This window comes from Bifidobacterium asteroides (assembly GCF_030758775.1).
Classification (GTDB): domain Bacteria; phylum Actinomycetota; class Actinomycetes; order Actinomycetales; family Bifidobacteriaceae; genus Bombiscardovia; species Bombiscardovia kimbladii.
Map to the genome: position 1 here is coordinate 321,227 of NZ_CP132384.1, position 21,165 is coordinate 342,391.

The window sequence follows — 21,165 nt, forward strand, 5'->3', positions numbered from 1 at the left end:
GAGGTCAATGCCGGATGGCCGAACCTGCAGAGGATCATGAAAGGGCATGGTGACATGGGGCAGACAGCGACGGCGCCCGACGCGTCAGGGACCGGGCAGGCTCAAAAGCCCAGACGAGGCGTGGCGGATCGTGCATGGATGAGTGCGGCCAGAGGTATGCTCAACCGTCAGGCCGCCCTGCTGCTGGTCTACCTGCTTATCATCAACAGTGTCGGCCTTCTGTTCGGTGTGCTGGCTCAAATGGAGTGGAATGCCGTGTTTGATCCAGTGCCTGCCCACTCGGGATTTATATATGTGATGAGCCATGCGGACAAGGAGTATGGGGGCATCATCAACCTGATCGCCGCCTGCACAGGCCTCTGCTTCCTGGTCTTCACACGACGTCGGCAGATCTGCGATTCCGGTCCTTCGGGTATCTTCCACACTGATCTGCACCCCATGACCTGGCAGGTGCTGCTGGGATGCTTTGCGCTGACGCTGACCGGGCAGACCCTGGCCGACTGGTATCAGTCAGGGATGGACTGGACCACGGCGCGGCTGGGAGTGCAGCAGTCCTGGACCACGACCGAGCAGATCCAGCAGGCCTCGGGTACCATTCCCATGTTCATCTACGTCAGCCTGCTGGCCCCCGTCATCGAGGAGCTGGTCTTCAGAGGTGCCATCCTGCATGCGCTGAAGCCCTACGGCCACGTCTTCGCCATCGTCACCTCCGCGGTCATGTTCGGTTTCTTCCACGGCGACCTTGGCCAGGGGTTCTTCGCTTTCATCATGGGTCTGCTCCTGGGCTATCTGGCCTGCGAATACTCCATCTTCTGGTCCATAGCCCTGCACGTGTTCAACAACCTGGTCGTCAGCGACGGGCTGGAACTCCTTCTCGGGTTTATGAGCGACAACATGTCCTCCTACATCAACGTGCTCATGATGCTGGCAGGCTTGCTGGCGGCCGTCCTGGTCCTCTATTTGGGCCGTCATCGGATTGTCGCTTTTCTGCGGGAAAACCGCACTTATACGAACGTCTATGGCGCCTGGGCTTGCCCATTTTTCATCATGCTGCTGCTGATCATGGGCTTCACGATGCTGACCCCCTTCGTTTCAGCTGGCGCCTGACCAGTATCTGACTGGGTGGACGCTCTATGCCCGAGGCGACAATTCACGGTGTCCCCACACCCCTTGTGGCAGACTTGCAGATAGGGCCGATGATGTGCCAAAGCCCGGCTCTGAGCAGATACGAGAAGGAAGCCGATATATGCCCAAGGTGAATACACAGAATGATGTGCTGCATGTGGTGGGCGGCAGACCCCTGCACGGTACCATCCAGATCCGCGGGGCCAAGAACTTCGTCAGCAAGGCCATGGTGGCGGCCCTTCTGGCTCCCGGTGTTTCAGTGCTGAAGAACGTTCCCGAGATCCGCGATGTCCATGTGGTCTCGGACCTGCTGAGGCTGCACGGGGTCAAGGTGGATGTTCGTCCCCAGGAGGGTGTGGTCACCATCGATGCCAGTCATGTGGAGCTGGCCGACGTGGCTGATGTAGACACTCTGTCGGGCTCTTCCCGCATTCCCATCCTCTTCTCCGGCCCGCTTCTGCATCGGATGGGGGAGGCGTTCATCCCCGTTTTGGGCGGATGCCGCATCGGCAGCCGGCCCATCGATTTCCATCTGGAGACCCTGCGCAAGCTGGGGGCCAATGTCGACAAGGAGCATGAGGCCGGCATACACATCACGGCGCCCAATGGTCTGCATGGGGCCAAGATTCACCTGCCCTACCCTTCGGTGGGCGCCACGGAGCAGACTCTGCTGGCAGCCGTCATGGCCGAAGGGCGCACTGAGCTGTCAGGGGCGGCCACCGAGCCCGAAATCATGGACCTGGTGGCGGTCCTGCAGAAGATGGGCGCGCAGATTTCCGTGGATGTGGACCGGACCATCCGCATCGAGGGGGTGCCATCCCTCAAGGGATTCACCCATACCTCCCTGCCCGACCGGATTGAGGCCGCATCCTGGGCCTCCGCCGCCCTGGCCACCCATGGCGACATCATGGTCAAGGGTGCCCATCAGCCCGATATGATGACCTATCTGAATGTCTTCCGCAAGATCGGCGGCCAGTTCGACGTGCGCGACGACGGCATCCGCTTCTGGCATCCGGGCGGCGACCTGCGGCCCGTGGCCATTGAGACCGATGTGCATCCTGGGTTCATGACCGACTGGCAGCAGCCGCTGGTGGTCGCTCTGACCCAGGCCAAGGGTCTTTCCATCGTTCACGAGACCGTCTACGAGAACCGCTTCGGCTTCACCGAGCCCTTGATTCAGATGGGCGCCACCATCCAGCTCTACAAGGAGTGCCTGGGGTCCCTTCCCTGCCGCTTCCAGCAGCGCAACTTCAACCATTCGGCGGTCATCTTCGGGCCCACCCCGTTGACCGGCCAGGACATCGATGTGCCCGACCTGCGTGGCGGCTTCAGCCACCTGATCGCCGCGCTGACGGCCTCCGGTCCCTCCACCGTCCACGGCATCTCCCTGATCGACCGCGGCTACGAAGACTTCCGCGACAAGCTGCTGGCCCTGGACGCGCAGATCGACTGATCCGGCAGGCATAGATGGCTTCCAAAGGCAAACCTTCCCCACGCTCTGCGGTGCCGGCCCTGTCCGACCAGCAGGTGGCCCTGTTGGCCCAGCGGCACAGGTTGGTGGATCCAACCCGCTACTATCCCACTGGACACCGCATACCGGCCCTGGACGAGATAGACGGTCAACACCCTGTGGGGACCACTCGTCTGTTGCGCGGAGTCTCCCAGGTGGTGCGAGACTCCTGCCGGGTCTATGCCTGGGGCCTGGAACGGGTGCCGCAGAGCGGCCCCTTTATCACCGCAGCCACCCATGTGACCCAGTTTGACGTTTTCATTCCCATGATGGCGCTCTTCCACCTGGGTCGTCGTCCCCGATACATGGCTAAGGCCGAAATGGCCCATTGGCCCCTTATCGGCAGCTGGTTCCGCATGGTGGGCATGCAGCCGGTGGAGCGCAAGTCAGGCAAGGCCAGGTCGATTGAGGAGGAGTCGATCAGCATTATCACCTCGGGCAGGCCACTGACCATTTGGCCCGAGGGAACCGTGACCCGTGATCCTCTGAAGTGGCCCATGTCGCTTAAGCCCGGTGTCGGATTCATCGCCCTGGAAGCCTCGCGACAGCTGGGTCGCATGGTTCCCCTGTATCCCAGCATCACCTGGGGGGCGGCTTCGATCAATCACAAGTGGCCCTGGCCTCGAAAGAACGTGGTCTTGTGCTATGACCGGCTCCTTGACTATTCCGACCTTCTGGAAGACGTGGATCAGTGGGGAGCGGAACCCCCCAAACAGTCCGTGCATGTCCTCTGTGTCCGCCTGCGCAACCGGATGGAGGAGGTCATGGCCGAGATCCGTGGCGAAGAGCCCCCAGCGGCTGGATACTTCGATTACGTGACCATGACCCGTCGGCCCAGAAGCGAGCAATAAGGCCGGAACCCGCCTCTAATTCCAGCTGCCTGGCGGCGGTGTCATAGGATGGTAGAGACAAGAATAAGGCTGCTGGTCGGCGTTCCCGTGCGCACGGCATTATGCAAAGGAGAATGATGACGAAGATCGCAGTATTGGGAGCAGGCGCATGGGGAACCGCTTTTGCCCAGGTATTGGCTGACGCAGGCAATCAGGTGATCATGTGGGACATTGACCCGGATGTCGTGGACGAAATCAACAGCAAGCGTTCGAATGCCCGCCGCCTGCCGACCGTGGAAAGGCTGCCCGATGGCATCAGCGCTGAGGGTGACCGGGCCAAGGCTGTCTCGGGGGCTGAAATCGTGATCGTGGCCATAGCCGCTCAGCATGCCTGTGAGGCCTTGACGGAATTCAAGGGTCTGCTAGGTCATGATGCCATTGTGGTCTCCCTGATGAAGGGGATTGAACGGGGCACCGACAGGCGGATGGATCAGGTGGTCCGCCAGACACTGGATCTGGACTCAGCCAGGTTCGCGGCTGTCTCCGGCCCCAACCTGAGCAAGGAGGTGGCCGCCCGCGAGCCGAGCGCCACCGTGGTCGCCAGCACTGATGCCGATACAGCCATGAGAGTAGCCCGTGCCTGCACGAACGACTATTTCAAGGCCTTCGTCTCGGACGATGTGATCGGCCTGGAAATGTGCGGGTCGCTGAAGAACGTCACTGCGCTGGCAGTCGGGATGTCACGAGGGGCTGGATTCGGGGAGAACACAGCCGCCATGATCCAGGCCAGGGGCCTGGCTGAACTCACTGCTCTGGGGGAGGCCTGCGGGGCCAAGTCCAAGACTTTCGCCGGTCTTGCCGGGGTCGGCGACCTGGTGGCCACCTGCGGTTCATCCCTGAGCAGGAACTACACTTTCGGCTTTAATCTGGGTCAGGGCAAAAGCCTTGAGGAAGCCACTCGCGTCAGCAAGGGTGTCGCCGAGGGCGTGCCCACCACCGATGCTGTCGTCGCCCTGGGCAGGCGTTACCAGGTGGCGACCCCGCTGGCTACGGCCATGAGCCATGTGCTGGGTCAAGGTCTGAGCTGCCGGGGCATGATCGACGAGCTGTTCGGGGGGCAGATCACCACAGAGTGAGTCTGACGGCCATCAGAACATTCTGATGACTATAGAGAGCGCGAAGACTATGAAGCCGGCGCTACCAGCATTGTGCTTGACGATATACGGGTTATAACTCAATCGTGCGCCTGACTTGTCTGGTGCCTGCGTCAGCTCAATCATGCCTGTTCGTGCCAAGCTTGTGGATGAGCGACTCCACCCGTGCCTAGCTGACCGCCAAGGGGATATTCTGCTGTCTTGAGTGATGTATCTGCCCGGGCATGTGGGTGAGGTCGGAATGCGTGTCCAGGATGAGGAAAGCCGAGGGATGATGGTCAGGAAACGTGTTGTGGTGCTCTATGGCGGGCGTGCCGACGAACATTCCATATCCTGCGTGTCAGCGGCCGGCGTGCTCAATGCCATCGATACCGACCGGTATGAGCCCGTCCCCATCGGCATCACCAAGGACGGTCGATGGACCATCGGCGGCCAGGATCCCAGGCAATGGGGTCTGGGCGATGCCAGTCTGCCAAGGGTGCAGATAACCGAAGGCAGCCGTCCGGTCATCCTCGACATGGCCCGTGGCAGGGATGGGTTTCTGATCGGCGACCATGCCGACCTGGTCTCTGGAGCCCAACCTTCCGGGGCAGTCGGTTCCCTGGAGCCTTTGGGGCATGTTGACGCGGTCTTTCCGGTGCTGCACGGCCCATACGGTGAGGATGGCACCCTACAGGGCCTGCTTGAAATGATGGGCCTGCCCTACGTTGGGTGCGGGGTCTTCGCCTCTGCCGCATGCATGGACAAGCACTATACCAAGATTCTGCTCAGCCAAGCCGGCATACCTGTGGCTCCTGGCATCACCATAGACTCCCGTGAACAGCGATCCGGAGCCGACCTGCTGGCTGCTGTGGAGAAGGCAGAGCTGCATTACCCGCTCTTCATCAAGCCCTCCCGTGCGGGATCCAGCTTTGGCGTGGTCAAGGTGGAAGAGCCCAAAGGCGAAGCCCTGGCTGCTGCGGTCGCCGAGGCAGCAAAGCATGACTGGCGGGTTCTGATAGAGGAGGGCATTGAGGGGCGGGAGATCGAGTGCGCCGTGCTTTCATCGAGCAAGGACAGAAAGCCCCATACAGCCTGGCCAGGCGAGGTGGTACTGGACAAGGCTGATCAGGACGAGGCCTTCTACGACTTCGACAGCAAGTATGTGGACTCTTCCGCCTCCCATGTAGAGGTCCCCGCGGACCTGCCGGAGGAGACCCTTCAGAAGGTTCGCGACCTGGCTGCCAAGGCCTTCAGAACCGTGGACGGCGCCGGTCTGAGCCGTGTCGACTGCTTTGTAACGCCCGAGGGCAGGGTCATCGTCAACGAGATCAACACCATGCCTGGTTTCACGCCCATCTCCATGTATGCCAAGGCCTGGGAGGCCACCGGGATCACCTACACCGATCTGATCACCGAACTGATCGAGGGTGTATCGGCCTGACGCGGAGTCGCCTGCGGAGTTTGAGGCGTCTCGTGAGAGGAAAGATGCCGTTTTGCATTTCTCCCGCAGGATGAGAGGATCATCTGGTTAATACTCAACGTCTTTTGTTCGGAGCTCGGCCTCCTGGACCAGGTAGTCCTGGCCCGCCAAAGCGCGGGTGGCGGCATCCTGCATATCGGCGGCGATGACGCCCTGCTTGGCGAACATGACTACCTGGCCCTTGATGCCGTAAGGGGTGAAGCCCTGGAGCTGGACGATGGGCGGATTGGCTGGCATGGCCATGCCCTTGGTTGCCTGGGCCACCACCTGTGCTATGGAACGGGAGGACTTGGCTATATCGGCATCTCCTCGCAGGGTGAAGGGAACCGTGGTGGCGGCCTCGCCTGCCTCGGTGATCTTCTCAAGCGCCGTGGTGTTGAGGATGGAGTTGGGGATCAGCAGCTGGTTGCCGGTCCTGTCGATGACGATGGTATGGCGCCAGGTCACGTCGCGGACGGTTCCGGTGGTGCCCTGGATGGTGATGATGTCGCCGGGCTGGACCACCTTGCTGACCATCAGTCCGAAGCCGCCGACGATGTTGGCGATCGTATCCTTCAATCCGAAGGAGAGGGCCAGGCCGCTGACGCCCAGGGCGGCGACCACAGTGGATGGGTTGATTCCGAAGACAGGTTGCAGGACTGTGGCAGCGGCGAAGATCCAGATCAGGGCGCGGACGATGTTGACGAAGATGGATGCACTGGGCAGGTTGGTTCGCTCCAGGGCACGTCGCATGGCCGCCGCTACGATCTTGGAGATCAAGGCAGCGCAGACAGCCACGACGATCAGAAGGACGATCTTTCCGAAATTCTGGCGGAACCAGTAGATGACGGCATCGCTGAAGCTGGAGATGGCCTGTTCGGACCTTCCCATGGGATCCTTGTCCGGATTGACGCTTGCGATGCTCGTGCTGGCAAAATCGACGGTCGGATTCATGAGGCCTGGTCCTCCGGCTCGTTTCCGGTGCTGTCCGTCAGGGGCTTGTCCATCCACATGTGCGGACATCCCTCGTCCTGATCGTGAATGCCCATATCCCGATACCCTAAGGACTTATAGAAGCCCGCTACCCGTTCTTGGGCATGGAGTGTGAGCCGGTCGGCCCCGTGGCTTCGAGCGGTTTCCTCGGCCCTGCCTACCAAATCGGCACCCAGGTGCTGGCCGCGGTAGGGTTTCAGAACCGCCAACCGGCCAAGTGTCCATGTCTTGCCCTGGTCGGGGAAGACTCGGCATACTCCGACGGGTTCATCCCTGTCATAGGCCACGATATGAAGGCTGGCATCGTCGGTTTGGTCGAACTCATTGTGAAAGCCCTGCTCCTCTACGAATACGGCCTTACGGATGGCCTTGGCATCCTCGGGAATGGCCTCGCTCACCTCATACCGCATGCTTCCTCCTCGCCATGGTCCTCCGCTGTCTCCAATCTACCAAGCTTGACCCTCGGCATGAACGGATGTCCGCAACCGGACGACGAACGGTCCCTGCGACTGTCGGCTGTCTGACCCAGACGATTACATGGATGAGGACTCTGCAAGCAGTGCGAGCTTGCAATAGAGATACTGAAGTGATGCGGGAGCGATGGGATTGGTCATGGGCAAGGATTCAAAACTGACAGGTGCGGCTGGCGAAGCCGGTAAAGGAAATCGGCGCTCGCAGAGGGAGCGGATGCTTGCTGGCGAGCTCTATGACGCCTCGGATCCCGAACTGGGCCAGCTACGAGTCAAGGCCCACGAGCTTTGCCGTCTTTTCAACGCATCTTCTGAGCAGGAGCGGGACCTGCGCAGCCGGCTTCTGGACGAGCTGGTGCCCCAGCATGGTCAGGATGTTGACTTTATGGGGCCTATCTATTTCGACTATGGATGCTTCACCAAGCTTGGCTCGCGCATCTTCGCCAATTTCAACTTCACTGTTCTGGATACTTGCCCGGTGCAGATCGGCGACGATGTGATGATCGGCCCTAATGTCACACTGGCCACCCCTCTGCATCCCCTGCGGTGGCAGGAGCGGAATCTGAGGCGCCATAAGGATGGCTCCCTCTACGACTACGAGTTGGCGGCTCCGATCACCATAGGCTCCAACTGCTGGCTGGCATCAAACGTGACTGTGGCCGGGGGAGTGACCATCGGCGATGGTGCGGTCATCGGGGCCGGATCCGTGGTCACCCATGACATCGCACCTGACTCCCTGGCCGTGGGTGTGCCCTGCCGGGTAATTCGTACCATCACCGAGGCTGATCGGATGGAACTGCCAGGGGAGGGCTGAAGGCCTCCTGGTTTGGCACGGCATCCATGCTGGCCAGCTGCTGGGCTATGGTCTGTGGGTCTCCGCCCGGGCATGCTGCCTGAATGCGTCCGTCCTGGAGGAAGATGACGCGGTGGGCCCGGGCGGCGACGTTGGGGTCGTGGGTCACCATGAGGATGGTCTGGCCGCTGCGGACGGCCAGGTCGAAGAGGTCCATGACCTCCCGCGAGCTATGGGTGTCCAGGGCGCCGGTGGGCTCGTCGGCCATGATGATCTCCGGGCTGGCGGCCAGGGACCTGGCGATGGCCACGCGCTGCTGCTGGCCTCCGCTCATGTCAGCTGGATAGGTGTTGGCATAACCCTCTAAGCCGACGTTCGACAGGGCAGACAGGGCTGCTTGGGCGGAGATTTTCCTGCCGCCGAAGAGGCTGGACAGCATGGTGTTCTGCAAACAGGTGAAGGCGTTGACCAGGTTGTAGTCCTGGAAAACGAAGCCGATATGGTCGCGCCGGAGCCTGGTCAGCTCTTTCTCTTTCATCCGGGTCAGGTCCTCCCCGGCGATGGCCACCCTGCCCTGTCTGACCTGGAGCAGTCCCGCGGCGCAATAGAGGAGGGTCGATTTGCCGGCGCCCGAAGGTCCCATGATGGCCGTCCAGGTTCCCGCCTGACATTCCAGGCTGATCTCGTCCAGCACCCGGGCACCCTGCTTCTGCCGCGTTCCGTAGTCGTAGCAGATCTTGTCCAGAATGAGCGGTTGTGCGTATGGATCCTTGATCGCCCGATGCTGCATCGTTGCCTTCCTTCCGATCGCTTCCTGTCTAGTCTTTACCTCTATAAGACCATGGCCAGAGCTCCTGTCAGGGTGTTTTCAGGGTCGAATCGGGGACGGTTCAGGGTGGAATCCACAGGATTCGCATTTGCTCCTGAAAGGTATGTATCGTGAACGTAGGGGGTCGTATCTCTTGCCGGAAGGGGGGATTGATGGGCGGGTCGTCATCAGGCTGACAGGGATTCGGTGATTGCTTATTTCCTTGGAATTGCAAGGATGCAACCGTCGGTTGACGGCAAATATCGGTGTCTTCGCCGGGTGCAACCCAAAGCTGGTGGCGGTCGGAGCCACGCACGTTTCATCATGGCCTCGTTGCTGGTTGAATCGGCAATCTGCCGATCGGGAGAAAGAACAATATGAGTTTCAGAACCAACGTGCAGTATCTGCGTTCGCAGCGCAACATGACTCAGGAGCAGCTGGCCATGCTGGTGGGGGTGTCCCGTCAGGCGGTGTCCAAGTGGGAGTTAGACAAGGCATATCCTGAGATGGACAAGCTCCTGGCCATCTGTGACCTCTTCGGCTGCACCCTTGATGACCTGGTCCTGGGCGATGTTCGGCAGCCGGGTTCCGGGCAGCGTGCGTCCAGGCCGGACCATCAGGATGCCGCACAGGCGACTCCGCCAATCCATGCGACTATGCCGCCTGTCCCGTCTGCTATGGAAGACGTTACCGGCTACGCCTCCTTCAGCAATGTCTACAGTCTTCGGATGGCTTTCGGAATTGCCCTTATCATGCTTGGACTGGCTTTCGGTGGTCTTTTTGCCGGAGTCAGTCAACCGACAGACGCCCAGAATGGTCTGGCCTTTCTCGCTCTGATGATTGGCATCGTCCTGGGCCTGGCCTGTCTCATACCGGCGATTTCCACCAGGAAGGACTTTCGCCGCAGGCATCCCTATGTGGCGGATTTCTATACCGATGAGGAGCGCTCGCGAGTTTATCGGCAGACTACCTGGGAGTTGGTCTGCGGTCTGGCTGTCGTGCTCCTGGATGTGGGTATCAACTCTGCCGGATACCTGATCTGGGGCTGGTCCGATCAGGTCAGAGGGTTTGTCTTCTTCCTTCTTCTGGCTCTGGGGGTCTTCCTACTGGTCCACGCTGGAACAAGCCATAGGATGATGAACCTCCGTGCCTACAACAGGCAGGTTGATTCCGTCGATGACGGTCGCTGGGATACCTATCGTTACGAGCACCGGGTAAGCAATGCCATCAGCGGAACCGTCATGGGCCTTTGCACGCTGGTGGCCCTGACCATGCTCTTCTCCGGCAATTACGACAATCTCTTCGGTTGGCGCATCCCATTCTGGGCCATCTGGATCATCGGCGGGGTGTTCTGCGGAGTGCTCCAGTCTCTGATCGGCATCTTCCGCAAGCCTCCTCGTGCTTGAGACCGCTGATTTGCCTTACTCGACGGAATGTAGTAGTCTAACAAAGTTGTGTGTTCATCCGTAGCCTTGCGTTGCGGGCAAGGACACCTGGGACGACTTGGAAAACAACGTAAAGGAAGTCATCATGGCAGCTCGTTGCGCGGTGTGCGGCAAGGGCCCGCAGACCGGTTACAGTGTTTCTCATTCGCATATCCGGAACAAGCGCATCTTCCGCCCCAACCTGCAGTCGGTGCACACCACCGTTGATGGTCAGAATGTGCGTCTGCGCGTCTGCGTCAAGTGCCTCAAGGCCGGCAAGGTGCAGCGCATCGCCGCCTGAGTGCGGTTCGTCGGTCGTATATGGACCCCCGGGGGCATAAGCTCCGGGGGTTCTTGTCATCCTGAGGGATGATGGTCGGCGCTTGCGGGAGGTGATCGGGTATGTCGGCAGTGGCTCGTGTAGGTCTGCACAGCACCGTGGCCTCGCTGGTGGCCAACAGGCGTCGGGTGAGCGCTCTCAAGGCTCTGGGCGTGGTCACGGTAGGGGATGCGCTGACCTACTATCCTTTCCGCATCACCGATCCCATGCAGGTCACCACTATTGCCGGCATTCGGCTGGGTGAGCCCTGTGCCTTCGCTGCCCGGGTGGACCAGGTGCGTCTGGTGCCTCTGAGCGGTCACCGGGGCTTCCGGCTGGATGTGATGGTGGACGATGCTGCCTTCGTCAGCGGTCGGGGCGGTACTCCGCTTGCGGTCAGGCTGGTCTTCTTCTCTCATAAGAAGCCCTATATGGATTGGATGGTCCGTCGGCTGCAGGTAGGGGCGGATCTGGTCGTGGCCGGTGAGCCCGGCATCTACATGGACCAGCTCCAGTTCACTCATCCGGAGACCCTGGTTGTTGCTGATGCCAATCAGGAGGTTTCCGCGGACGCTTCTCGGCCCGATGCGGCCAGTCTTGACGAGGCCCTGGAGCGGATCCGTCGACCGCGGCCGGTCTATCACGCCAGTTCCCGCATTTCCTCAGACCATATTCACGATGTCATTCTGGGTTTTCTGCGTCTGCTGGCGCAGGCCGATGATGCATCTGGCACCATCCCTGTAGCCGGTGCCGCAGAAGAGGAACACAACAGTGCCGAGGTCCGCATCAATCCAGAAGCGTTGGGTCGGGCTATACCTGATGTGCTGCCCGAGCAGGTCCGTGTCGACCAAGGGCTGATGCATCGTGCCCGTGCCCTGCTGGGCATGCATGCGCCCGACAGCCCTGACGACTTCGCTGCGGCACGCAAGACCCTGCGCTATGAGGAGGCCTTCGTCTCGCAGACAGCCCTTCTGCAGACCCGCCGACAGACCCAGCAACAGCCCACTTATCCATGCGCGGATTCGGGTGCCGACCGTCCAGACACCCTGCCTGCCCGTTTCATCGGCTCTCTGCCATTCCAGCTGACCGATGGCCAGCGTCAGGTCATCAATGATATCGGTGTCGACATGGCCAAGGATCAGCCCATGCAGCGGCTTCTGCAGGGCGAGGTCGGCTCCGGCAAGACCGTGGTGGCCCTGGCAGCCATGCTCCAGGCGGTTCAGGCTGGTCATCAGGCTGTTTTGGTGGCTCCGACCCAGGTGCTGGCCGAACAGCACTATGCATCCATCGGCGGCATGCTCAAGGCCATGGGCACCGATGTGACCGCCACTGCCGTCGAAGGCCGCCATAAGCCTGTGGACAACGTCACCATGATTCGTATGACGGATCAGCTGGTGCTGCCTCTGGTGCTGCTGACCGGAGGCATGAGACTGGCCCAGCGCCGTTCCGCTCTGGCTGTCTCGGCTTCGGGCCGTCCCTGCATTGTCATCGCCACCCATGCGGCCTTCTCCAAGACCTTCCAGGCCCCCAATCTGGCTCTGACCGTCATCGACGAGCAGCATCGTTTTGGGGTTGAGCAACGTGAGGAGCTGCGTCGCAAATCCGATCGCGTTCCCCACCTGTTGATCATGACCGCCACGCCCATCCCGCGTACAGCCGCCATGACCTGGTTCGGTAATCTGGACATCTCCGCCCTGACCGAGCTGCCCAGCAACCGCAAACCGGTCCGTACCCACGTCATCGCCGAGTCTGACGGGCCGACCATGGGCGCCATGTTCCTGCACCTTCGTCGACGAATTGATGCTGGGGAGCGAGCCTATGTCATCTGCGCCCGCATCGACGATGAGGACGACCCTTCGGTCTCCTCAGACCGCTCCGGCCAATCCAGTGCGTCTGACTCCCAACCTGAACTGCTGGTTGAGGAAGGCCAAGGTGATGGCCAGCGTCCGCCTCTGCACTCGGTGGCTGAAATGAGTCAGCGACTGGCTGCCCTGCCGCAATTCCAAGGCATTGCCATGGCCACGCTGACTGGTCGAGATGACGACGCCACAAAGAATGCCGTCATGGCGGACTTCGCCTCGGGTCGCGCCCCCCTGTTGGTAGCCACCACTGTGGTGGAGGTGGGGGTGGATGTGCCCCAAGCCTCCTGCATTGTCATCTTCGATGCCGATCGGTTCGGACTCTCCCAGCTTCATCAGCTGCGCGGCAGGGTGGGGCGCGGCGGCACCGATTCATGGGCATTCCTGATCTCGCGTGCCCCTGCGGATTCCCCTGCTGCCGATCGGCTCGAAGTCATTCGCGACACCACTGACGGGGCCAAAATCGCCGAGGAGGATATCCGCATCAGAGGAGCCGGCGATGTGTTGGGCGATGCCCAGTCCGGCGGCCATTCCTCCCTGAAGCTTCTGCGGGTGGTCACCGATGCGCCCATGATCGCCCGTGCCCGCACCCAGGCAGGCCAACTCCTGGAATCCGACCCTACTCTGGTCGGGCAGCCCCAGCTGGCTGGCGCTGTCTTGGACTTTATGAGAGGCAACGAAGGTTTCCTGGTCTCCAGCTGAAAGGACAACAGACCATATGCACATCATCGCCGGCCGCTTCAAGGGATTCCCCATTCCCGCAGCCCTCAAGGGCACCCGGCCCACCACCGATCGGACCAAGGAGGCCATTTTCTCCCATCTGGAGTCCGAAGGCCTGCTGTCCGGTGCTCGGGTCCTGGACCTGTTCGCCGGCACCGGGGCCTTGGGATTCGAAGCCCTATCCCGCGGTGCCCAGAGCCTGGTGGCTGTGGAGTCTTCTGGTCGTGTCGCCGGACTGCTGTCACGCTCGGCCGCAGGGTTGCGACATCATCCGGCCTGGGATTCAGCCATGGACATTCGCGTCAGCAGAAACCGTGCCGAGCGCTTTGTTCGTCCCCTCTCCTCCGGTCATGAGGATGCCGGTCTGTCCGAGGCCTGCTTCGACCTGGTCTTCATGGATCCGCCTTACGATCTGTCGACGGAGGACTGCCAAAGCATTATGACCGGTTTGACTGGCCGAAAAATGGTGGACGATAGAGGCATGATCATTCTGGAGCGATCGACACGTACCCCGTCGCCCGCGGCTCCTCAAGGATGGACCACTGATCAGGCCCGCACCTATGGGGAGACAGCAGTCTACTATCTGACAGCCCGCTGATCATCCATGGAATTTGACGGCTGATCCAGAGGTCTCGGATGCGTTTCCCGTGTGTCCCAGCCCAGGTCTTCCAAGAGACGGCGGTCATGCTTATCGAAGGTTGAGCAGTCCAAGCGGGCAATCAGGTCGGGACGGATCCGACTGGTTCGCTTGATGGCCTCATCGCGCCGGAACCGGTCCACCTTTCCGTGGTCGCCGCTGGTCAGTATTTCGGGCACGGCCATGCCACGCCAGGTTGTGGGGCGTGTGTACTGGCGATATTCCAGCAGGGGCTCATCACCTGTGTAGGATTCCTGCACAATGGATTCCGGATTGCCCATGAACCCAGGCAGGAGCCGGGTGATGGCCTCCAGCATGACCGAGACGGCCACCTCGCCCCCATTGAGCACGTAGTCGCCAATGGAGTACTCCCGGATGTCGATCCCCTGATTCCGGTAGTAGTCGGGGATGCGTGCGTCATAGCCTTCGTAGCGGCCGCAGCCGAATACCAGCCTCTCCGCCCGTGACAGTTCGGTTGCATCGGCCTGGGTGAACAGGGGTGCGGATGGGTTGGGGAAGATCAGGACTGGACCGGCCGCACCAGCCTTGTAGCTGTCTGCTGGTGAATCTGCCTCGGCTGCTGTGCCATCGCTTTTCTCGCCGGACCTCTTCATCGCTTCTTTTTGTCCATTAACATCAGCGGTGTTGGCTGTCTGGTCCGAAGGCGGTTGTTGCTGAGTCGGTCCATCTGGCATGCCCAGCAGATCGTCCAGGCACTGACCCCAAACTTCGGGTTTCATGACCATACCTGCTCCGCCGCCAACCGGCGTATCGTCCACGGAGTGGTGCACGTCATGGGTCCAGTCGCGCAGATTGTGGGCGTGTATGGCCACCAGACCTTTCTCCTGGGCCTTGCCTAGCAGACTGAGTCCAGTTACGTCAAAATACTCGGGAAAGACAGAGACGATATCGATTTGCATGCCACCAACTCTACCCAAGCCTGTTCGGGTCGGAATCGGGCACGGATTGGTACACCTATGAGTGTTACACTGTCTGGGTCTTCAAGTCGCGTATGAATCCGGCTTGGGAGATGTCATCAACGCAGCCAGAGAGCTATAACCGTTGCGTAAACAGCAATGAGAGCGGTATCGGATGATGCCATGCCGTACGGATCCGTGGTGATGGCTATGCGAACAGTCTGATGCGTGAGGAGCGGACGGTCCATGGTCGACCATGTTGACAAGAAAACAAAACTGCTGATTACCGGCACTGCCGGCCTTGCCTTCTGCGGGGTGCTTTTGGAGACCTCGCTCAATGTCACCTTTCCGGAGATGACCAGGTACTTCAAAACCGGGCTGGGCACAGTCCAATGGCTGACTACCGGCTATCTGCTGGTGGTGGCCTTGACGGTTCTGGCCGCCGCCTGGTTGGAGCATTCATTCACGACCCGTGCATTGATCCTGGCCAGCGTCGGAATATTCCTGGGCAGCGACCTGATGTGCATCCTCGCTCCATGCTTTCCTGTCCTTATGGCGGGACGCCTCCTGCAGGGCATCAGCACTGGTATTGCTCTTCCCTTGGTGTTCTCTCTGATCATGAAAAAGGTTCCTCTCCACATCCAGGGTCGTTACGTGGGCAGCGCCGGCATGGCGGTGGCCCTGGCTCCCTCCCTGGGCCCGACTTTTGGCGGAGCAGTCATCCAGGCCTTATCCTGGCGATCCATCTTCCTGATCGTGCTGCCCATTGAGCTGGTATTCGGGATTATTGCCCTCATCTCGGTTGACAGGGAGAGCGCCCATGTCGGTCCCTTTGCCTGGCTCCAGTTCCTTCTTCTGGGTATTTTCCTGACCGGTCTGACCATGGGTCTGAGCACCTTGGATGTGCATGGTCCAATCACCTGGCTGTCCTTGTTTATCGGTGCCCTGGCACTTGTTGCAGGGGTCTGGACTCTTGTGCGCCAGCGGACCAGGCTGATCAACATCGCGGTCTTCCGGAACCGTACCTTCACTCTGGCCCTGATCCTCTACTTCCTGGTCCAGTTTGTTCAGATAGGCCTGACGTTCATCTTGCCCAACATGGCCCAGTCCGTCCTAGGGGAGACCTCCACGGTCGCTGGTCTCCTTCTGCTGCCGGGGAGCCTGCTCTCGGCCCTCTGCCAGCCCGTCACAGGCGGCTATCTGGATGGCCATGGCCTGCGTGGACTGCTTGCGGTGGGAAGCACTGCCTTCTTCCTCTCGGCCTTAGGCTTCCTGGTCCTCAGCCGGCACTTGTCCGTCCCGCTGATGGTCCTTCTCTACGCCTGCTACATGGTCGGGCAGGCTTGCGTCTTCAACAACCTGCTCACAGTCGGGCTGCAGCATATCCCAGCCAAACTGGTGCCTGACGGCAACGCGCTCTTCAACACCCTTCAGCAGTATTCAGGCGCCGCCTCGACCGGCGTCCTGGCTGCCATCATCACTGGCATGCCCAAGGCCAGAGGGATCCATGCCGGTCCTCAGGCCTTCCAGTTCGGCGCCGTCTGGGCTTTCGTCTTCGTCTTTCTCATCGTCCTGGGCATCCTCCTGGTGGCATGGTCCCTGGAGCGCAGCCTGGCCGATCAGGATAGGGATGGGATTCAGGTTGCATGACCTCTGATTCCTTCTGAAGGGTTGATGGTGTTAATGCAGGACTGAAATGCCGATCCAGACGGCCCAGCCTATCGCAAGGACCAGGTAGGGCCACCAGTGCATGCGGGTGATGGCCACGAACTCCCGGATGAAGGCGGTCGGCCAGTAGTAGCCCTTGGTGTGTGAGCCGATTCCGTCGGCATTCAGTCCCACCTTGCTGGCGTATTCGCTGGCCCGGAAGACGTGGTAGTCGCTGGTGACCAGGGCCACCCGGTAATGCTCAGGTCCGGTGCCCATCTCGTAGCGGTCGTCCAGGATCTGCTTGGAGTAGCGCAGATTCTCCAGGGTTGTGGTCGACCTGTCCTCCATGATGATGGCCTCGCCTGGCACCCCGCAGGAGTTGCGCAAATACTGAGCCATGGCCCTTGCCTCGCTGATGACCTCATCGGGGCCCTGTCCGCCGGAGACTACGAAGCGCCCCAGGCGCCCCTGCCGCTTCCAGAGGTCTACAGCCTTGTCCAGCCGTCCCCGGAGCAGGGGCGTAGGTTCTTCGCCGCGCAGACCCGCTCCGTGGATGATGATGTAGTCGTAGCGACGCTTGCGGGGCAGCAGCCTGTAAAAACTGGAATAGAGCAGCAGGGCCAGGAAGGAGAAGAAGAACCAGGTGGCTTCCAGGTCGATCAGTCCAGCCAGCTTCTGCATCCATGAGGGGGCGCCAAAGCCTGCGAGGAGGGGCGAAAGAAACATGTAGGCCACCACGGCCAGCGCCAGCAGCCCGGGCAACAGAGTGGTCAGGGAGATTCCCTCATGTCGGATGACGATGACCGTGTTGGCCAGCAGGAAGCAGATCACCAGCAGGGGAGAGGCAATGAGCAGGATGACCAGGGGCAGGATCAGCCAGCGCATGCCGAACTGCAGAAGAAGTGCTCCGCCCAGGGTCAGCAGCAGGAGCAGAAACCAGATGGCATTGCGGAACTGCCGTGGCTCCTTGTGCAGGTCCCAGAGGAAGAGCAGGCCGAAGATGATGGCGGGTGCATAGAGCAGGAGGAGCTGCATATAGTTGGTCATGCCTTGATTTCCCTTCCCGAGGACGAACTGGCAGGGTTTTATTCCACTGTAGCGAACAGACGAGCCGCCGCTCGTCCTTGACATGCCACTGCTTTCCAGCCTGCCGTGGTAGCATATATGTGGTAAATCTCACACGTTCAAAAGCTGAGGGTGGGCGATTCCCGACGGTGCGAATTCCAGGTCGATACCATGATAATGATGGGTCCTTTCAGGATTGCACATCGGTGCCTGCATGGGCGTGGTTGGTCGCAAGGCAGCGATGCGGTGGGAGGATCAGGGGTTCAAGTGATGTTGGGTTTCTCTGCGATCCGGAGATGGTTCGGACCTGGCGTGCAAGGTTGTAGAGAGGTGTGGTAATGAAAGTAGTGATATTCTCCACCTGCGTGGTGGACCTCATGTTTCCGAACGTGGGGAAGGCCATGGTGGAGGTGTTGGAGCGGTTTGGCTGCGACACCTACCTTCCCAAGGAGCAGATTTGCTGCGCCCAGCCCACCTTCAACAGCGGGTATGTCAAGGGAAGCATGCAGGTCATGCGCAACGAGGTCGATGCCCTGCTGAGCGTGGATGCCGACTACATCGTGGGTCCAGCGGGCTCCTGCGTGAATATGCTCAAGGAGCTGCCCTTCCATCTCAAGAACGACCCGGTCTATGCCGCCAAGGCCCAGACCATGGCTGACAAGACCTATGAGTTCTCGCAGTTCCTCTATCGTGTGCTGGGTGTGCTGGATGCGGGCGCTGAGCTTGATGCCGTGGCCACCTACCACCGCTCCTGCCACATGACCCGGTTGTTGGGGGAGCGGACCAGTCCCTTCGCCCTGCTGGACCATGTCAAGGGTCTGACCATGATCCCCCTGCCGCATATCGAGAACTGCTGTGGGTTCGGCGGCATGTTCTCCATGAAGGAGCCTGAGATCTCCAAGCAGATGGTTGACGAGAAGGTGAACGACGTGCTCAGCACCAATGCCAGCGTCCTCATCTCCTGCGATCCGGGCTGCCTGATGAACATCGGAGGCCGTTTCAACCGGCGTGGCGAGAAGATCACCATCATGCACCTGGCTGAGGTGCTCAATCACAACGTGGACATGAGCCGCGTCAAGTATGTGGAAGGCCGCTCTGCTGGCGATGGGGCTACGGGCTCCGTCAGAGCCGCCAAGGAAGAGGGGGCTCTGGTATGAGCAGCATGGTCAATGGCAAGAAGGCCGCGCAATATTTGCGGACCAGCAAGGCTCCCTTCCTGACCAGGGTCAAAGAGTCCGAGCAGGACAAATTCGCCCAGCAGGCTGTGGCCAAGGCCCAGGATGCGCAGTGGGTCAAGCGTGAGGCCGCCCGACAGGAACTGGGCAACTGGGAGCAGTGGCGCGACCTGGGCGAGCAGATCCGCCAGCACGTCATCCGCTATCTGCCTGACTACCTGGAGGAGTTCGCCGACAACGTGGAGAAGCGCGGCGGCCATGTCTTCTTCGCCCAGACCGACGATGAGGCTGCCCAGTACATCAAGCAGATCGCCATCGAGAAAAAGGCCAAGCACGTCGTCAAGAGCAAGTCCATGGTGACCAGCGAGATCAACCTGGATCCGACGCTGATGACGGTGCCCGGCCTGGAGGTTCTGGAGACCGACCTGGCCGAGTTCATCCTGGAAGAGGACGACTGGGACCAGCCCACGCATCTGGTCTTCCCCGCCCTGCACAAGAACCGCGAGCAGGTTCGGCAGGTTTTCGAGAAGAAGCTGGGTTACAAGGGCGACAACGACCCCCAGCACATGGCTCGCTTCTCGCGTAAGGTTCTGCGCAAGCACTTCCTCGAGGCCGACATGGGCATCACCGGCTGCAACTTCGCTGTGGCTGACACCGGCATGATCAACCTGGTGACCAACGAGGGCAACGCCGATCTGGCCATGTGCATTCCCAAGACCCAGGTGGTGGTCATGGGCATGGAGCGTCTGGTGCCGACCATGAAGGAGGCCGAGACCATGGACAACATGCTGGCCCGGTCCGCTGTCGGCCAGAAACTGACCTCCTATCTGACCTACACCGCACCACGTACCGGCCAGGAGTCGGACGGACCGGACGATGTCTATGTGGTCATTCTGGACAATGGCCGCTCCAACGCCCTGGGGACGGTCTTCGAGCCCATCCTTCAGTGCATCCGCTGTGCCTCCTGCCTGAACGTCTGCCCCATCTACCGGCACATCGGCGGTCACGGCTACGGATCCATCTATCCCGGTCCTGTGGGCTCGGTGCTTTCGCCGGTGCTGGACGGTGGCTACGACGACTTCGGGGATCTGCCCTACGCCTGCAGCCTGTGCGCAGCATGCACGGCCACCTGCCCGGTCAAGATCCCTCTGCATCAGCTTATGATCGAGCACAGGCGGATCATGATGGATGACCAGTCCCAGGCCAACCTGATCGACGACACGGTCATGAGGGTCATGGGCCTGGGCACTGGCCATTCCTCGCTCTTCCGCACCGCCCTAGGGGTGGATCACACCATGCTGACGCCCATATCCAAGAAGCAGCCGGAGACAGCCAAGAACCTCTTCGCCAGTGATCGGCACGTGGAATGGATGCCCTTCGTCTTCGGCGGATGGACCAAGGTTCGTGATCTGCCGGATCCGCCCAAGCACGGGCAGAACTTCCGCAGTTGGTTCGCTCATCACAAGAAGGAGCAGCAGGCATGACCGATCGTGAGGTATTCCTGGACTACCTGGCCAAGAAGAGCGGACGGCCCCGCCACCAGCTCAAGGATCATCCTCTGGTTCCGGTCAACGACCTGCCGGAGACCACTTTGTCCGGCCACACCCAGGATGAGCTGTTGGAGATCGCCCGGAAGAGCAGCGAGGCTGTCCATGTGGACTTCCGCACCTGCACCAAGGCCGAGTTGCCCATTGCATTGGACGAGTTCATCGATTCGCGCAAGGACGACAGCGACCATGTGATGCTGCCCACCTCCGACCTGTTTGCAGATTTCGGCCTGGAGGAGTGGAGGGACGGTCTGAACCCGCCTGCCACTTTCTGGAAGCCGGGGGCCAGCCGCGAGGAGAACATCAAGACCGCCGACGAGTCCGGGACGGCCATAGCCTTTGCGGACTTCCTGCTGGCCGAGTCGGGCACCATCACCGTGGCTACCACCCCGGGTCAGGGCCGTGCCTTCCACTTCCTGCCGGTGCACTATCTGAGCATCATCCGCAAGTCCAAGATCCTGCCCCGAACACGGCAAGCTATGGACTACTATGACCCAGCTCTGGTCTCAGGCGAGCTCAAGACCTCCAACATCAACTTCATCACCGGTCCCTCCAACACGGGCGACATCGAGATGGTGATCGTGGTGGGCGTGCATGGCCCACTGGATATGACATATCTGGTGGTTGAAGACATGTAGCTCTATAACATTTCCTGCTTAGGCAGGGCGCATTTCCCATAAGTGGGGAGTCAGCGGCTCGAAGAAGGACGCTGACCCCCCCCCCCCCCG

Annotated in this window: 19 protein-coding genes; 14 read left to right on the plus strand and 5 right to left on the minus strand. The window is 60.7% G+C overall.

Translation table 11 applies throughout. The annotated features are described in order from the left end of the window. Positions 1-54 precede the first annotated feature (54 nt). The 5 genes from RAM15_RS01180 to RAM15_RS01200 all read left to right on the plus strand — a co-directional run bounded on the left by RAM15_RS01180 (position 55) and on the right by RAM15_RS01200 (position 6,042). Complete coding sequence (locus RAM15_RS01180) at positions 55-1,107, plus strand: CPBP family intramembrane glutamic endopeptidase (protein ID WP_306221712.1); 1,053 nt, start codon at positions 55-57, stop codon at positions 1,105-1,107. Positions 1,108-1,246: 139 nt separating this feature from the next. Further along, positions 1,247-2,578 carry a UDP-N-acetylglucosamine 1-carboxyvinyltransferase gene (gene murA / locus RAM15_RS01185; protein WP_101431913.1) on the plus strand — a complete coding sequence of 444 codons (1,332 nt, stop codon included), beginning with the start codon at positions 1,247-1,249 and terminating at the stop codon, positions 2,576-2,578. A 14-nt stretch (positions 2,579-2,592) separates the two neighbouring features. Further along, entirely contained in the window at positions 2,593-3,486 is an 894-nt protein-coding gene (locus tag RAM15_RS01190) for a lysophospholipid acyltransferase family protein (protein WP_306221713.1), read from the plus strand. 113 nt (positions 3,487-3,599) lie between these two features. Further along, positions 3,600-4,601, plus strand: a complete 1,002-nt coding sequence (locus RAM15_RS01195) for an NAD(P)H-dependent glycerol-3-phosphate dehydrogenase (protein ID WP_306221714.1) — start codon at positions 3,600-3,602, stop codon at positions 4,599-4,601. A 292-nt stretch (positions 4,602-4,893) separates the two neighbouring features. Further along, positions 4,894-6,042 carry a D-alanine--D-alanine ligase family protein gene (locus tag RAM15_RS01200; RefSeq protein WP_306222214.1) on the plus strand — a complete coding sequence of 383 codons (1,149 nt, stop codon included), beginning with the start codon at positions 4,894-4,896 and terminating at the stop codon, positions 6,040-6,042. An 87-nt stretch (positions 6,043-6,129) separates the two neighbouring features. On the opposite strand, the gene RAM15_RS01205 is transcribed toward RAM15_RS01200, so the two are convergent. After that, on the minus strand, positions 6,130-7,014 hold the full coding sequence (locus tag RAM15_RS01205; RefSeq protein ID WP_306221715.1) for a mechanosensitive ion channel family protein: 885 nt from the start codon (positions 7,012-7,014) through the stop codon (positions 6,130-6,132). Next, complete coding sequence (locus RAM15_RS01210; RefSeq protein ID WP_306221716.1) at positions 7,011-7,463, minus strand: GNAT family N-acetyltransferase; 453 nt, start codon at positions 7,461-7,463, stop codon at positions 7,011-7,013. Before RAM15_RS01210 ends, RAM15_RS01205 begins: the two co-directional genes overlap by 4 nt. A 277-nt stretch (positions 7,464-7,740) precedes the next feature. Here RAM15_RS01210 and RAM15_RS01215 point away from each other — a divergent pair, with 277 nt between their 5' ends. Continuing rightward, positions 7,741-8,337 (plus strand): sugar O-acetyltransferase, encoded by a 597-nt coding sequence (locus RAM15_RS01215; protein WP_306221717.1) that lies wholly within the window; start codon positions 7,741-7,743, stop codon positions 8,335-8,337. Here RAM15_RS01215 and RAM15_RS01220 read toward each other — a convergent pair. Beyond that, the gene (locus RAM15_RS01220) at positions 8,297-9,106 is read right to left on the minus strand and encodes an ABC transporter ATP-binding protein (protein WP_306221718.1); all 810 of its coding nucleotides are present in this window, start codon (positions 9,104-9,106) and stop codon (positions 8,297-8,299) included. The two genes, RAM15_RS01215 and RAM15_RS01220, sit on opposite strands and share 41 nt — an antisense overlap. Positions 9,107-9,501: 395 nt before the next feature. Here RAM15_RS01220 and RAM15_RS01225 point away from each other — a divergent pair, with 395 nt between their 5' ends. From RAM15_RS01225 to RAM15_RS01240, 4 genes are all read left to right on the plus strand, one after another. Beyond that, positions 9,502-10,530: a helix-turn-helix transcriptional regulator gene (locus RAM15_RS01225; RefSeq protein ID WP_306221719.1), complete on the plus strand. Its 1,029-nt coding sequence runs from the start codon at positions 9,502-9,504 to the stop codon at positions 10,528-10,530. 124 nt (positions 10,531-10,654) lie between these two features. Beyond that, positions 10,655-10,849 carry a 50S ribosomal protein L28 gene (gene rpmB, locus RAM15_RS01230; protein WP_015021347.1) on the plus strand — a complete coding sequence of 65 codons (195 nt, stop codon included), beginning with the start codon at positions 10,655-10,657 and terminating at the stop codon, positions 10,847-10,849. Between the two features lie 101 nt (positions 10,850-10,950). After that, positions 10,951-13,428, plus strand: a complete 2,478-nt coding sequence (locus RAM15_RS01235) for an ATP-dependent DNA helicase RecG (RefSeq protein WP_306221720.1) — start codon at positions 10,951-10,953, stop codon at positions 13,426-13,428. A 16-nt stretch (positions 13,429-13,444) separates the two neighbouring features. After that, positions 13,445-14,044 (plus strand): RsmD family RNA methyltransferase, encoded by a 600-nt coding sequence (locus RAM15_RS01240; protein WP_306221721.1) that lies wholly within the window; start codon positions 13,445-13,447, stop codon positions 14,042-14,044. Here RAM15_RS01240 and trmD read toward each other — a convergent pair. Beyond that, positions 14,026-15,003 carry a tRNA (guanosine(37)-N1)-methyltransferase TrmD gene (gene trmD / locus RAM15_RS01245; protein ID WP_306221722.1) on the minus strand — a complete coding sequence of 326 codons (978 nt, stop codon included), beginning with the start codon at positions 15,001-15,003 and terminating at the stop codon, positions 14,026-14,028. The two genes, RAM15_RS01240 and trmD, sit on opposite strands and share 19 nt — an antisense overlap. 243 nt (positions 15,004-15,246) lie before the next feature. Here trmD and RAM15_RS01250 point away from each other — a divergent pair, with 243 nt between their 5' ends. Next, a complete protein-coding gene (locus tag RAM15_RS01250) occupies positions 15,247-16,650 on the plus strand; it encodes an MFS transporter (protein ID WP_306221723.1) in 1,404 nt (467 codons plus the stop codon). Positions 16,651-16,680: 30 nt separating this feature from the next. Here RAM15_RS01250 and RAM15_RS01255 read toward each other — a convergent pair whose 3' ends face one another. Further along, a complete protein-coding gene (locus RAM15_RS01255; RefSeq protein ID WP_306221724.1) occupies positions 16,681-17,697 on the minus strand; it encodes a YdcF family protein in 1,017 nt (338 codons plus the stop codon). Positions 17,698-18,053: 356 nt separating this feature from the next. On the opposite strand from RAM15_RS01255, the gene RAM15_RS01260 reads away from it, so the two are divergent. Genes RAM15_RS01260 through RAM15_RS01270 form a run of 3 tightly spaced genes read left to right on the plus strand, consistent with a single transcriptional unit; the run spans position 18,054 to position 21,075 of the window. After that, positions 18,054-18,872 carry a (Fe-S)-binding protein gene (locus RAM15_RS01260; RefSeq protein WP_306221725.1) on the plus strand — a complete coding sequence of 273 codons (819 nt, stop codon included), beginning with the start codon at positions 18,054-18,056 and terminating at the stop codon, positions 18,870-18,872. Further along, positions 18,869-20,374 (plus strand): LutB/LldF family L-lactate oxidation iron-sulfur protein, encoded by a 1,506-nt coding sequence (locus tag RAM15_RS01265; protein ID WP_306221726.1) that lies wholly within the window; start codon positions 18,869-18,871, stop codon positions 20,372-20,374. Before RAM15_RS01260 ends, RAM15_RS01265 begins: the two co-directional genes overlap by 4 nt. Then, entirely contained in the window at positions 20,371-21,075 is a 705-nt protein-coding gene (locus tag RAM15_RS01270) for a LutC/YkgG family protein (protein WP_306221727.1), read from the plus strand. The genes RAM15_RS01265 and RAM15_RS01270 overlap by 4 nt, the downstream gene beginning before the upstream one ends. Positions 21,076-21,165 lie beyond the last annotated feature (90 nt).

What these genes read in the sequence shown, in the direction of transcription:
- RAM15_RS01180 (WP_306221712.1), top strand. Translation starts at nt 55, where the DNA reads ATGGGGCAGACAGCGACGGCGCCCGACGCGTCAGGGACCGGGCAGGCT.
- murA (WP_101431913.1), top strand. Translation starts at nt 1,247, where the DNA reads ATGCCCAAGGTGAATACACAGAATGATGTGCTGCATGTGGTGGGCGGC.
- RAM15_RS01190 (WP_306221713.1), top strand. Translation starts at nt 2,593, where the DNA reads ATGGCTTCCAAAGGCAAACCTTCCCCACGCTCTGCGGTGCCGGCCCTG.
- RAM15_RS01195 (WP_306221714.1), top strand. Translation starts at nt 3,600, where the DNA reads ATGATGACGAAGATCGCAGTATTGGGAGCAGGCGCATGGGGAACCGCT.
- RAM15_RS01200 (WP_306222214.1), top strand. Translation starts at nt 4,894, where the DNA reads ATGGTCAGGAAACGTGTTGTGGTGCTCTATGGCGGGCGTGCCGACGAA.
- RAM15_RS01205 (WP_306221715.1), bottom strand. Translation starts at nt 7,014, where the DNA reads ATGAATCCGACCGTCGATTTTGCCAGCACGAGCATCGCAAGCGTCAAT.
- RAM15_RS01210 (WP_306221716.1), bottom strand. Translation starts at nt 7,463, where the DNA reads ATGCGGTATGAGGTGAGCGAGGCCATTCCCGAGGATGCCAAGGCCATC.
- RAM15_RS01215 (WP_306221717.1), top strand. Translation starts at nt 7,741, where the DNA reads ATGCTTGCTGGCGAGCTCTATGACGCCTCGGATCCCGAACTGGGCCAG.
- RAM15_RS01220 (WP_306221718.1), bottom strand. Translation starts at nt 9,106, where the DNA reads ATGCAGCATCGGGCGATCAAGGATCCATACGCACAACCGCTCATTCTG.
- RAM15_RS01225 (WP_306221719.1), top strand. Translation starts at nt 9,502, where the DNA reads ATGAGTTTCAGAACCAACGTGCAGTATCTGCGTTCGCAGCGCAACATG.
- rpmB (WP_015021347.1), top strand. Translation starts at nt 10,655, where the DNA reads ATGGCAGCTCGTTGCGCGGTGTGCGGCAAGGGCCCGCAGACCGGTTAC.
- RAM15_RS01235 (WP_306221720.1), top strand. Translation starts at nt 10,951, where the DNA reads ATGTCGGCAGTGGCTCGTGTAGGTCTGCACAGCACCGTGGCCTCGCTG.
- RAM15_RS01240 (WP_306221721.1), top strand. Translation starts at nt 13,445, where the DNA reads ATGCACATCATCGCCGGCCGCTTCAAGGGATTCCCCATTCCCGCAGCC.
- trmD (WP_306221722.1), bottom strand. Translation starts at nt 15,003, where the DNA reads ATGCAAATCGATATCGTCTCTGTCTTTCCCGAGTATTTTGACGTAACT.
- RAM15_RS01250 (WP_306221723.1), top strand. Translation starts at nt 15,247, where the DNA reads ATGGTCGACCATGTTGACAAGAAAACAAAACTGCTGATTACCGGCACT.
- RAM15_RS01255 (WP_306221724.1), bottom strand. Translation starts at nt 17,697, where the DNA reads ATGACCAACTATATGCAGCTCCTCCTGCTCTATGCACCCGCCATCATC.
- RAM15_RS01260 (WP_306221725.1), top strand. Translation starts at nt 18,054, where the DNA reads ATGAAAGTAGTGATATTCTCCACCTGCGTGGTGGACCTCATGTTTCCG.
- RAM15_RS01265 (WP_306221726.1), top strand. Translation starts at nt 18,869, where the DNA reads ATGAGCAGCATGGTCAATGGCAAGAAGGCCGCGCAATATTTGCGGACC.
- RAM15_RS01270 (WP_306221727.1), top strand. Translation starts at nt 20,371, where the DNA reads ATGACCGATCGTGAGGTATTCCTGGACTACCTGGCCAAGAAGAGCGGA.